This window comes from Amycolatopsis sp. NPDC005961, assembly GCF_040629235.1.
Classification (GTDB): Bacteria; Actinomycetota; Actinomycetes; order Mycobacteriales; family Pseudonocardiaceae; genus Amycolatopsis; species Amycolatopsis camponoti.
Map to the genome: position 1 here is coordinate 123927 of NZ_JBEXVF010000012.1, position 12637 is coordinate 136563.

Genomic DNA, 12637 nt, shown 5'->3' on the forward strand with positions numbered 1-12637 from the left:
GGGGCGTCGCGGAAACGTCCCCGCGTGGCCGTCGAGGGGAAAACTGCGGTATACCCGGAGCGGTGGAAGAAATCCGGGCCGGGCTCGTCCGGCCGCTCGCCGCCGCGTTGTCCGCCCATCCCGGTGATCGGCCGGCCTACTCGGACGGCACGCGGACCATCACGTACGGGCAGCTCGCCGACCGCAGCGCGACGTACGCCGCCGCGCTCGGCGTCGCGCGGGGCGATCGGGTGCTCGTCCACGTCGGCAGCCGGGTCGAGTTCGCCGAGTACCTGATGGCCGTCCTGCGCGCCTCGGCCGTCGGGGTCCCGGTCAGCACGCGGGCGACCGAAGCCGAGCTGGCGCACATCGCCGACGACTCCGGGGCGACGCTGCTCGTCACCGAGGCGAGGCACGCGGAAATGGCGCACCGGCTCGGCGAAAACCGGAACCTGCGGGTTCTGGTCGTGGAGGATCCGCCGAGCCGCACGGAGTCCCGGCCGAGAGACGATCTCGGCCTCGACGAACCCGCCTGGCTGCTCTACACCTCCGGCACCACGGGCCGTCCCAAGGGTGTCCGGCTTTCCCAGCGCGCGATGCTGTGGTCGGCCGCCGCGGGGTACGTCCCGAGGTTCGGGCTGACCGCGGACGACACCCTCCTGTGGCCGCTGCCGACGCACCACGCCTACGCCTTGTCGCTGGCCTTCGCCGCGACCATCGCGGTGGGCTGCCACACCCGGTTCGCCGAAAGCGTTTCCCCGGACCTGCTCGCCGCCCACCCCGGCTGCGTGCTGGCCGGCGTTCCGGCCACCTACCTGCGCCTGCGCCAGGAGCACGACGGCCCGCTGGGAGCACCGCGGCTGTGCCTGACGGGTGGTGCGCCGTGCACGCCGGCGACGCGGTCCGCGGTCCGCGACCTGTTCGGCACCGAGCTGCTCGACGGCTACGGCAGCACCGAGACCGGCGGCAAGATCGCCGTGGAGGCGCCGGGCGCGCCCGGGCTGAGGCCGCTGCCCGGCATGGAGGTCCGGATCGACGCCGGCGAGGTGCTCGTCCGCGGTCCGGGGCTGATGCTCGGCTACCACGGCCAGTCCTCGCCGTTGCGCGACGGCTGGTACCCCACCGGAGACGCGGGCCGCCTCGAAGACGGCAGGCTCGTCCTCGACGGGCGGGTCGACGACGTCATCGTCTGCGGCGGCCAGAACGTCCACCCGGCCGAGATCGAGGCGGTGCTCGAGGAGTCGCCGTCGGTGCGGGACGTCCTCGTCGCCGGCCGGCCCGACGACGTCGTCGGCGCGGTCCCGATCGCCTTCGTGGTCCCCGGGCCGGACGGGTTCGACGCCGAGGACCTGCGGCGGCTGTGCCTGAGCCGGCTCTCGCTGTACAAGGTCCCGGTCGCCTACCTCGAGGTCGGCGAAATCCCGCGCACGCCCTCGGGCAAGCCGCGGCGGAACGTCCTGGCGAGCGTGCCGGAACCGCCGGACCTGGCCGCGGTCGTGCGGGCCGAGCTGGTAGCGCTGTGCGGCCACGACGGCGGCGACGGCTGGCGCGACCGGCCCTTCACCGAGCTCGGGCTGTCGTCCCTGGCCGGCGTGCAGTTCCGGCACCGGATCACCGCGCTCACCGGCGTGCCCGTCCCGCACTCGCTGATCTACGACTTCCCGACGCCCGGCGAGGTCATCGCCGAGCTGGCCCGCCTGGCCTCGGGCAGCTCGGCGACGCGCCCGCCGGCGCGGCCGGTGCCCGCCGCCGAGCCGATCGCCGTCGTGGCGATGGCCTGCCGGTTCCCCGGCGGCGTGCGCTCGCCGGAGGACCTCTGGCGGCTCGTCGCGGACCAGGTCGACGCGACGAGCGAGTTCCCGGCCGACCGCGGCTGGGACACCGACGAGCTGTACGACCCGGATCCCGACGCGCTCGGCCGGTCGGTGACGCGCCGCGGCGGTTTCCTCGACGGCGCGGGGGACTTCGACGCGGGCGTGTTCGGCATCTCGCCCCGGGAGGCGCTCGCGACCGACCCGCAGCAGCGGCTGCTGCTGGAGACGTCGTGGGAAGCGTTCGAGCGGGCCGGCATCGACGTCGCGACGCTGCGCGGCAGCGACACCGGCGTGTTCGTCGGGGTGATGAACGAGGACTACGCGAGCCGGTTCACCACCCCTCACGAGCTCGAAGCGTGGCTGGGCATCGGGTCTTCGCACGCGGTGGCCTCGGGCCGGATCTCCTACACCTTCGGGCTGACCGGCCCGGCGCTCACCGTCGACACGGCGTGCTCGTCGTCGCTGGTCGCCCTGCACCTCGCGGCGAAAGCGCTGCGCGCGGGCGAATGTTCGCTCGCGGTCGCCGGCGGGGCGACGGTGATGGCGACCCCGCGGACCTTCCTGGCCTTCAGCCGCCAGCGCGGCCTGTCCCCGGACGGGCGCTGCCGGTCGTACGCCGCCGGGGCGGACGGCACGGCGTGGTCCGAGGGCGCCGGCGTCCTCCTGCTGGAGCGGCTGTCCGACGCCCGCCGCCACGGGCACCCGGTCCTGGCGCTCCTGCGCGGCACGGCGGTGAACGCCGACGGCGCGTCGAACGGCCTGACCGCTCCGAACGGGCGCGCGCAGCAGGCCCTGATCGCGGCGGCCCTCGCCGACGCCGGGCTGACCGCGGCCGACGTCGACGCCGTCGAGGGCCACGGCACGGGCACGTCCCTGGGCGACCCGATCGAGGCGGAGGCGGTGATCGCGGCCTACGGGCGCGGCCGGGACGGCGACCCGCTGCGGCTCGGTTCGGTGAAGTCGAACCTCGGCCACACCCAGGCCGCCGCCGGGGTCGCCGGCGTGATCAAGATGGTGACGGCGTTGCAGCACGAGCAGCTTCCGCCGTCGCTGTACGCGGACGAGCCGAGCCCGCACGTCGACTGGGCGGGCAGCGGGGTGGCCCTGCTCGACACTGCGCGGCCCTGGCCGCGCACGAGCCGGGTCCGCCGGGCCGGCGTGTCCGCCTTCGGGATCGGCGGCACCAACGCGCACGTGCTCGTCGAAGAGGCGCCGGCGCCGGAAGTCCCGGCGCCGCAAGCATTTCCGGCGGCACCGCTGCTGCTCAGCGCGGCCGACGACGCAGGGTTGCGGCGCGTCGCGGCCGGCCTGGCCGAGGTCGGCGGCACCGCCGACGTCGCCTACACCCTCGCCCGCCGGACGCCGCTCAAGCACCGCGTGCTGGTGACCCCGGACGCCGTCCGGGACGTCGCCGAAGGCCGCCTACCCGGCCGGACCGTGCGCGGCGGGACCCGGCTGGCGGTGCTGTTCAGCGGACAGGGCGCCCAGCGCGCCGGGATGGGACGGGAGCTTTCCGAGCTGTTCCCGGTGTTCGCCGGCGCCTTCGAGGAAGCCTGCGACGCGATCGGCGGCCCGGTGCGCGACATCGCGTTCGCCGGCGGCGAGGCGCTGGACCGCACCGACCACGCGCAGGCCGCGTTGTTCGCCTTCGAAGTCGCCCAGTACCGGCTCTTCGAGTCCTGGGGACTGCGGCCGGACGTGCTGGCCGGGCACTCGGTCGGCGAGATCGCCGCCGCGCACGTCGCCGGCGTGCTGTCCCTGCGGGATGCGGCGACGCTGGTGGCCGCGCGCGGCCGGCTCATGGCCGGGCTTCCGGGCGGCGGGGTGATGATCGCCGTCGAGGCCACCGAAGCGGAGGTGGCGCCGCTGGTGGGTGCCGGCGTCTCGATCGCCGCGGTCAACGGCCCGCGCTCGCTCGTCCTTTCCGGTGAGGACGCCGCGACAACGGCCCTGGCCGCCCGCTTCGGCGGCGGGACGCGGCTGCGCGTCAGCCACGCGTTCCATTCGCCGCTGCTGGACCCGATGCTCGACGAGTTCCACGACGTCGCCACCGGGCTGAAGCACCACCGGCCGTCCCTGCCGCTGGTCTCGTGCCTGACCGGGCAGCTCGTCGACGAGCTCGAGCCCGGCCACTGGCGCCGCCACGCCCGCTCGGCCGTGCGGTTCGCCGACGCCCTCGCCACGATCGCCGCACCCGGCCCGGTCACCGGCTTGGAGATCGGCCCGGCGCCCGTGCTCAGCCGCATCGCGGCCGGCACCTCGCCGGCGACCATGACAGGGAGCGGGGTGCTGGCCGCGGCCGGGGCGGTGCACACCGCGGGGGTCCCCGTCGACTGGCGCGCGGTGTTCGCCGGCAGCGGCGCCCGGATCACGGCGCTGCCCACATACCCGTTCGAGCGCACCCGGTACTGGCTCGACCCGCCGTCGCCGCCGGAGCCGGCGGGCGGCGACCACGCGGTCCTCGGCCCGGCCCTGGTCGCGCCCGACTCGCCGCGGATCGTGCACGGCGGCTCGCTCGGCCTCCGCCGGCACCGGTGGCTCGCCGACCACGTCGTCGGGGGAGCGGTCCTCGCGCCCGGCACGGCGTTCGTCGAGCTGGCCCTGCACGCCGGCGGGACGGCCGTCGAAGAGCTCACGATCGAGGCGCCGCTGCGGCTCGACGCGGGCGAGGACGTGCACGTCCAGGTCGTCGTGGACGGGCCGCACGTCGACGTCTACGCCCGGCGTCCGGCGGACGAGCGGTGGCGGAAGCACGCGGGCGGCCGGCTGCGCGCGCGTGGGCCCCGCCCGGCCGCGTGGACCGGGGAGTGGCCGCCGCCGGGCGCGGCGGAAGCCGACGTCGCCGAGGCCTACCGCGCGCACGCCTACGGGCCCGCTTTCCGCGCCGTGCACCGGTTGTGGACGCGGGACGAGGAGTTCTTCGCCGAAGTGGAACTGGCGCCGGACGTCGGCGGACGGTTCTCGCTGCACCCTGCCCTGCTGGACGCGGCCGTGCACGCGACGGCGCTCGCGGAGGGACCGGGGGCCGAGCCGAGGGTGCCGTTCCTCTGGAGCGGCGTCGAGGTCCACGCGCCCGGCGCGCGGCGGGCCCGGGTACACGGCGTCCGCCTCGGCGCCGGCGCCGTCCGCGTCACGCTGTTCGACGACGACGGGAACCCGGTGGCCCGCGTCGCCTCCCTGACGACGCGGCCGATGGCGGCGCGGGACACGATGCTCTACCGTCCACAGTGGATTCCGCTGGCGCCGGTCGCGGCCGGGGAACCGGTCCGGGTGGTGGAGATCGAGCCCGGCGACGTCCGGGCGGCGGCCGGCCGGGCGCTCACCGTGCTCCACGACTGGCAGGACCGCGGCGACCGGCTGATCCTCGTGACCAGGAACGCGACCGGGCCGGATCCGGACCTCGGCGCCGCGGCGGTCTGGGGTCTCGGGTGCGCGGCGGCGGCGGAGTACCCGGGCCGGATCAGCCTGGTCGACCTGGAACCCGGCTTCCCGGTGGAGCGGGTGGCCGGCGTCGTCGGCGGTAGCGCGGAGCCGCAGATCGCCATCCGCGCCGGGACGCCGCAGGTGCTGCGGATCGCGCGGACGGCGCCGTCCGACGGCCGGCCGTTCGGTCCGGACGGGACGGTGCTGGTCACCGGTGGGACGGGCGCGCTCGGCCGGGCGCTGGCCCGGCACCTGGTCACCGCGCACGGCGTCCGGCACCTGCTGCTGGTGAGCCGCCGCGGGCCGGCCGCCCCCGGCGCCGAAGCGCTGCGGGCGGAGCTGGGTGCGGCAGTGCGGATCGTCGCCGCCGACGTCACGGACCGCGCCACCGTCGAGCGGCTGGTCGACAGCTGCGACCCGCCGCTGACGGCGGTGGTGCACAGCGCGGCGGTGGTGGACGACGGGGTCCTGGCCGCGCAGACGCCGGAGCGCCTGGACACGGTGCTGCGCCCGAAGGTGGACGCGGCGGTGGTGCTCGACGAGGTGACCCGGCACCGGCCGCTGACGGCGTTCGTCCTGTTCTCGTCGATCGCCGGGGTGTTCGGCAAGGCGGGTCAGGCCAACTACGCAGCCGCCAACCGGGTCCTGGACGCGCTGGCGTCCCGCCGCCGGGCGGCCGGGCTCCCCGCGTTGTCGCTGGCGTGGGGGCTGTGGGAGCTGGGCACCGGCCTCGGCGACCGCATCTCGGCCACGGCCAAACGGCGGATGCACGCGTCCGGCGTCGAAGGGCTCACCGAGGAGCAAGGCCTGGCGTTGTTCGACGCGGCGCTCGGCTCGCCCGAGCCGGTACTGGTCCCGGTCCGGTTCGACCCGTCGGCCGCGCTGGCCCCGCTGACCGGCGGGTCACGCGCCGTCATCCCGCGCCCGAGCTGGCCGCCGGACCCGGCCGAGCCCGAGCTGCGCGAGCTGGTGCGCGCGGAGGTGGCGGCGGTACTGGGCCACCCGGACGCGACGGTGATCGCCGACGACCGGTCGTTCCTCGAACTCGGTTTCGACTCCCTGACGGTGATCGAGCTGCGCACGCGCCTGACCGGCTTGTCGGGAACCGACCTGCCGGCCACGGTCGTCTTCGACCAGCCGACCGTGGCCCGGCTCGCCCGCTTCCTCCGGGAGCGGGGCGGTCAGTCGGCGACGATCCGGTGACGCAGCTGTTCCAGCGTCTTCGTCAGCAGCCGCGACACCTGCATCTGCGAGACGCCGACGCGCTCGGCGATCTGGCTCTGCGTGAGCTCCTCGACGAACCGCATCTCGATGATCGCGCGCTCGCGGGGCGGGAGGCCCGCCATCGCGGCCTGCAACGTCAGGTGGTCGTCGGATTTGGTGTACGGGGACTCGTGGTCGGCGAGCTGGTCGGCGACCGTGACGTCGGTGCCGCCGCGGGCGGGGGCGTCGAGGGACGCCGGCTTGTAGGCCTCCGCCGCGAGGAGTCCTTCCCGGACCGTCTCGACGTCGATGTCGAGGTGGGCCGCGAGCTCGCTCGGGGTGGGGGAGCGGCCGAGGTCGTGGGCCAGCTCGCCGGTCGCCCGGGCCAGGGTCTGCTGCAGTTCCTTGAGCCCGCGGGGCACGCGCATCGACCAGGCGCTGTCGCGGAAGTGCCGGCGGACCTCGCCCATGATCGTCGGGACGGCGAAGGACAGGAAGTCGCGGCCCTTGGTGGGGTCGTAGCGGTCGACGGCGTGGATCAGGCCGGTCCGGGCGACCTGCACGAGGTCGTCGTAGGACTCGCCGCGGCCGCCGAAGCGCTTGGCGATGTTCTCGGCGAGCTCGAGGTGCTCGGTGATCAGCCGGTCGCGCAGCCCGGTCCGGCGCGGGTCCTCGGCCGGCAGCCGGCTGTGCTCGTGGAACAGCGGAACGCAATGGGCGAACTGGTTCGACCGCCGCGGCGTGGACGCGACGAGCGTCGCGGGGGGTCGCTCCGGTGCTCTGACAACCATGGTGCCCACATACCCAAAGCCGTCCGGAATCACACGAAGCGGTGAGGGCGACGACGGGTATTGGTGCACTCGGAGTAACCGGTGTGCGCGGCGAAAACTCGCCTGGTTACCCACTTTTCCGGCGGTGAAACCTCGCCGGGCGTCGGTCAGTTCCCGCCGCAGGGCAGCGTTCCCGCGCGCAGGGCGTGGTTGCCGTCGTTCGAGTCGTCCGCCCACACCACCGCCTTGCGCCCGGCGGCGCACGTCGAGGGCGGGGCGATCGCGAACCCCTCGTTGTTGTAGTCCGGCATCTTCGACGGCCGCGCGTACGTCGCCGACACCGTGAACTTGCCGCCGGCGAGCTTCAGCGTCGCCGACTTCCCGCCGCACGTGTCGTCGCAGACCGACCAGAGGCTGCCCGTTTCCGGGTCGAACTCCAGCTCCATGACCTTCGGGAACCCGGACGCGATGGTCGCCACGCGGGTGAACCCGCCGCCCGCCTGGTCGAGCGCGTAGGCGTAGATCTTGCCTTCGTCCTCGAGACCGACGAAGTAGAGGCCGGTGCCGTGGCCGGCGTAGGCCGCCGGGTCGTAGGCCGCCTTCGTGTGGTCGTCGCGGAAGCCGCCGGCGGTCAGGAACGCGTCCGGGACCCAGGTGATGCCCTCGAAGCCGCCGTTGTCGTCGACCGAGGGCAGGTCGTCGGTGAGGTCCCACTCCGCGACCGCGTTCAGCGACTTCGCCGACGACGCGGTGTCGAACCGCAGCACCTTCAGCAGGCTGCCGTCTTCGTCGTTGTCACGCTCGGTCGCCGCGAACACACCGTCGGGCGTGGCCACCACGCCTTCGGCGTCCGGGTCGCCGCTGCCACTCCGGTAGTGCAGCTTCTTGCCGCCCGGCCAGCCGCTGTCCGGCGTCCACGTGCTGCCCTGGTGGACGAGCCGGTACAGGGTGCCGGGGCCGTTCTTGACCGCCCACAGCACGTCGGGGCCCTGGAACGACAGCCCGCTGAGGTTCTCGCCGAAGACGCCGGCGGCGTCGGCCACGGTGACGGCCGGATCGCCGGGCCACTTCGCGGTCGCGGCTTGGGCACTGCCGGGGGAGGCGGTGAGGAGGGCCGGAAGAAGGATGGCGGGGGCGATGAGCCGGAGGGAGATACGCACGTCGTGCTCCTGAGGGGCGGGGCGGCGGCGTCGGGAGATGATCTTGACGAAGGGGACTGTACCCACCGCGGGTGGTGGGCGCATCCGCCGAACGGACTGGGCCATCCGGGTCGTGTCCACTGTGGACGACGAGATGAGTTCGACGACGTGGTCGAATCCGCCGATACTTTCGCTCGGGGTGGCGGAGCCGTTACACTCCCGTGCTGGGAGCGCTCCCAGGTCGACTGTCCCTGTCGTATTTCTCCAGGAGGTCGGTATGACCCGGCGTTTCTCCCGGGCGCTCGTGGTCGGCTTGCTCTTCGCCGCCTGCGTCGTCGCTCCCTCTCCGGCCACCGCCGGAACCACCGCGGCACCCACGCGGATCATGGCGCTCGGCGACTCCATCACCGGCTCGCCCGGGTGCTGGCGCGCGCTGCTCTGGCAGCACCTGCAGGCCACCGGCCACACCGACGTCGACTTCGTCGGGACGCTTCCCGCCCAGGGCTGTGGCTTCACCTACGACGGCGAGAACGAGGGCCACGGCGGGTTCCTCGCCACCGGCATCGTGCGCGACAACCAGCTGCCCGGCTGGCTTTCCGCCAGCCGGCCGGACATCGTCCTGATGCACCTCGGCACCAACGACGTCTGGAACGGCATCGCGGCGAGCACCATCCTCGACGCCTACACGACCCTGCTCGGCCAGCTGCGGGCGAGCAACCCGGCGACGAAGCTCGTCGTCGCGAAGATCATCCCGATGAACCCCGCCAACTGCGCCGCCTGCGCCCAGCGGGTCGTCGACCTGAACAACGCCATTCCCGCCTGGGCCCAGGCGCACAGCACCGCGGCTTCGCCGATCACCGTCGCCGACCAGTGGACCGGCTTCGACACCGCGGCCGACACCACCGACGGCGTGCACCCGAACAGCACCACCGGCATCCAGAAGATGGAAAGCCGCTGGTACCCGGCCCTGGTCGCGGCGCTGCCCGGCAGCACGGCGGTGGCGGGCCTGCACGTCAGCGGCACCCAGGTCGCCGAAGCGAACGGCGCGGCGTTCGTCATGCGCGGTGTGAACCACCCGTACGCCTGGTACCCGAGCCAGACCGGCGCCTTCGCGGACATCAAGTCCTTCGGGGCCAACACCGTGCGCGTGGTACTCGGCAGCGGCCAGCGGTGGGGCCCGACGTCGGCGGCCGAGGTCGCGACCGTCGTCTCGCTGTGCAAGCAGTCCCGGCTGATCTGTGTGCTGGAAGCGCACGACACCACCGGATACGGCGAGGAGGGCGCGGCCGCGAGCCTGGACCAGGCCGCGAGCTACTGGATCAGCGTCGCGAGTGCGCTGAAGGGCCAGGAGAACTACGTCGTGATCAACCTCGGCAACGAGCCGTTCGGCAACAACCAGCAGGTGAGCGCGACCTGGGCGAGCGCGACGAGCGCCGCGATCACCCGGCTGCGCGGCGCCGGCCTGACGCACCTGCTGATGGCCGACGCGCCGATGTGGGGCCAGGACTGGCAGAACATCATGCGTGACAACGCCGCTTCGGTACTCAGCGCCGATCCGCAGCACAACACGGTGTTCTCCCTCCACATGTACGGCGTCTACGACACCGCGGCCGAGATCACCGGGTACTTCGACGCGTTCCGCACCGCCGGCCTGCCGCTGGTGGTGGGGGAGTTCGGGAACATGCACACCGACGGCAACCCCGACGAGGACACGATCATGGCCCAGGCACAGGCCCGTGGGCTCGGCTACCTCGGCTGGTCGTGGAGCGGCAACAGCAGTGACGTCGCCTACCTCGACCTGGTGAACAACTTCGACCCGGCCAGCCTGACTGCGTGGGGAGAGCGCTTTCTGAACGGCACGAACGGTGTCCGCCAGACGTCGAAAGAAGCCACGATCTACGGCGGCGGCACCGCGGACACCGTGGCCCCGACGACGCCGGGCACGCCGTCCGCGTCGGCGGTGACGTCGACCGGCGCCACGTTGAGCTGGAGTGCCTCGACCGACAACGTGGGCGTCACCGGCTACGACGTCCTCCGGGCGACCGGCAGCGGCACGTTCAGCCAGGTCGGCACGACGGGGACGACCACGTTCACCGACACCGGCCTGACCGCCTCGACGACCTACCGCTACCAGGTGCGGGCCCGTGACGCGGCGGGGAACGTTTCGGCGAACTCCTCGGCGGCGACCGTGACGACCGCCGCGGGCGGCACCGGGACGTGCAGGATCGGCTATTCCGCGCCGGCCTGGGGCGGGGGCACCGGGTTCACCGCCTCCGTGACCATCACCAACACGGGCGCGGGCACGCTCACCGGCTGGTCGCTGGCCTTCACCTACGCCGACGGCCAGCGCGTGACCCTGCCCGGCTGGGGCGCGACCTTCACGCAGACCGGCGGCGCGGTCACCGCCACCAACCTGTCCTGGAACGGCACGCTGGCCCCGAACGCGTCGACCGGCATCGGCTTCAACGGCACGTTCACCGGGGCCAACCCGGCGCCGGCCTCGTTCACCCTCAACGGAAGCCCTTGCACGACCGCGCCGACGTTCGACAAGCTGAGCCGCGGAGTGGTCAGCGTCCACACCGCGGCGGGGAACCGGGTCGGCTGGCGGTTGCTCGCCGACGACCCCGCGGGCGTGGCGTTCGCCGTCTACCGCGACGGCACGAGGGTGACGGAGACGCCCGCCGGTGGGCCGACCGGCTTCCTCGACGCGGGCGCTCCCGCCGGGGCGAACTACACCGTCCGCGCCGTCGTCGGCGGTGTCGAACGCATGTCGGCCTTCGCCGCGGAGAAGTCGCTGACGCTGGACAGCACAGCTGCGGCGAGCACCCGGGACGTGCCGATCCAGATCCCGCCCGGCGGCACCACGCCGTCCGGGGAGAGCTACACCTACGCCGCGAACGACGCGAGCGTCGGCGACCTGGACGGCGACGGCCAGTACGAAATCGTCCTGAAGTGGGATCCGAGCAACGCCAAGGACAACTCGCAGTCCGGCTACACCGGGGACGTCTACGTCGACGCCTACCGGCTGGACGGCACCCGCCTCTGGCGGATCGACCTGGGCCGCAACATCCGCGCCGGCGCGCACTACACGCAGTTCCAGGTCTTCGACTACGACGGCGACGGCCGGGCCGAGGTCGCGATGAAGACCGCCGACGGCACGCGCTCCGGCACCGGGCAGGTCATCGGCAGCTCCAGCGCGGACTACCGCAACTCGGGCGGGTACGTCCTGTCCGGACCCGAGTACCTGACGATGTTCAACGGCCAGACCGGCGCCGCGACGGCCACGGTGAACTACGACCCGCCGCGCGGCACCGTGTCGTCGTGGGGCGACAGCTACGGCAACCGCGTGGACCGCTTCCTCGCCGGGACTGCGTACCTGGACGGCTCGCACCCGAGCCTGATCATGTCCCGCGGCTACTACACCCGGACCGTCATCGCGGCCTGGGACTTCCGGGGCGGCGCGCTGACCGAGCGGTGGAAGTTCGACTCCAACTCGGCCGGGTCGCAGTACACCGGCCAGGGCGACCACCAGCTGGCCATCGCCGACGCGGACGGCGACGGCCGAGACGAGATCGTCTTCGGGGCCATGGCCGTCGACGACAACGGCAGTCCACTGTGGAACATCCGGCTCGGCCACGGCGACGCCATGCACGTCGGCGACCTCATCCCGAGTCGCGCCGGCCTGGAGGAGTTCAAAGTGGACGAAGACACCTCGAAGCCGGCCGCCTGGATGGCCGACGCGAAGACCGGGCAGATCATCTGGCAGAACCCGTCGTGCTCCTGCGACAACGGACGCGGTGTCTCGGACGACATCTACGCGGGCAGCCCCGGCGCCGAGTCGTGGTCGTCCGCGGTGTCCGGGCTGCTGAACACGAGCGGGCAGAACATCGGCCGGAAACCGTCCTCGACGAACTTCGTCCTCTGGTGGGACGGCGACGCCCAGCGCGAGCTGCTGGACGGCACCCACATCGACAAGTACGGCACGAGCGCCGACACGAGGCTGCTCACCGCGTCCGGTGTGCACGCGAACAACGGCACCAAGAACACGCCGTCGTTGCAGGCGGACCTGTTCGGCGACTGGCGCGAGGAGGTCGTCTGGCCGACGTCGGACAACCGCGCGTTGCGGATCTACTCGACCACGGACGCGACGAGCATCTCGCACGTCTCGCTGATGCAGGACCGGCAGTACCGGGAGGCCGTGGCGTGGCAGAACACCGCCTACAACCAGCCGCCGCACCCGAGTTTCGCGCTGGCGAGGTGAGCGGGAAGCCCGGCCGCGACGTAGGCTGATCCGCCGGCGAGAGCGCGA

4 protein-coding genes are annotated in these 12637 nt (G+C 73.5%); 2 read left to right on the forward strand and 2 right to left on the reverse strand.

The window, feature by feature from the left end:
• The first annotated feature begins 62 nt into the window (after window positions 1-62).
• Window positions 63-6419: a type I polyketide synthase gene (locus ABZ342_RS13955; RefSeq protein WP_360472562.1), complete on the forward strand. Its 6357-nt coding sequence runs from the start codon at window positions 63-65 to the stop codon at window positions 6417-6419.
• Here the strand turns inward: ABZ342_RS13955 and ABZ342_RS13960 are convergent.
• Window positions 6398-7210, reverse strand: a complete 813-nt coding sequence (locus tag ABZ342_RS13960) for a SigB/SigF/SigG family RNA polymerase sigma factor (RefSeq protein WP_360472565.1) — start codon at window positions 7208-7210, stop codon at window positions 6398-6400. The two genes, ABZ342_RS13955 and ABZ342_RS13960, sit on opposite strands and share 22 nt — an antisense overlap.
• Before the next feature lie 146 nt (window positions 7211-7356).
• Window positions 7357-8349 carry a hypothetical protein gene (locus ABZ342_RS13965; protein WP_360472568.1) on the reverse strand — a complete coding sequence of 331 codons (993 nt, stop codon included), beginning with the start codon at window positions 8347-8349 and terminating at the stop codon, window positions 7357-7359.
• 256 nt (window positions 8350-8605) lie between these two features.
• Here ABZ342_RS13965 and ABZ342_RS13970 point away from each other — a divergent pair, with 256 nt between their 5' ends.
• Window positions 8606-12589 (forward strand): cellulase family glycosylhydrolase, encoded by a 3984-nt coding sequence (locus tag ABZ342_RS13970; RefSeq protein ID WP_360472570.1) that lies wholly within the window; start codon window positions 8606-8608, stop codon window positions 12587-12589.
• The last annotated feature ends 48 nt before the right edge of the window (window positions 12590-12637 follow it).

Excerpts from the sequence above, each read along its gene's own strand:
- ABZ342_RS13960 (WP_360472565.1), bottom strand. The coding sequence starts at position 7,210 with ATGGTTGTCAGAGCACCGGAGCGACCCCCCGCGACGCTCGTCGCGTCC.
- ABZ342_RS13970 (WP_360472570.1), top strand. The coding sequence starts at position 8,606 with ATGACCCGGCGTTTCTCCCGGGCGCTCGTGGTCGGCTTGCTCTTCGCC.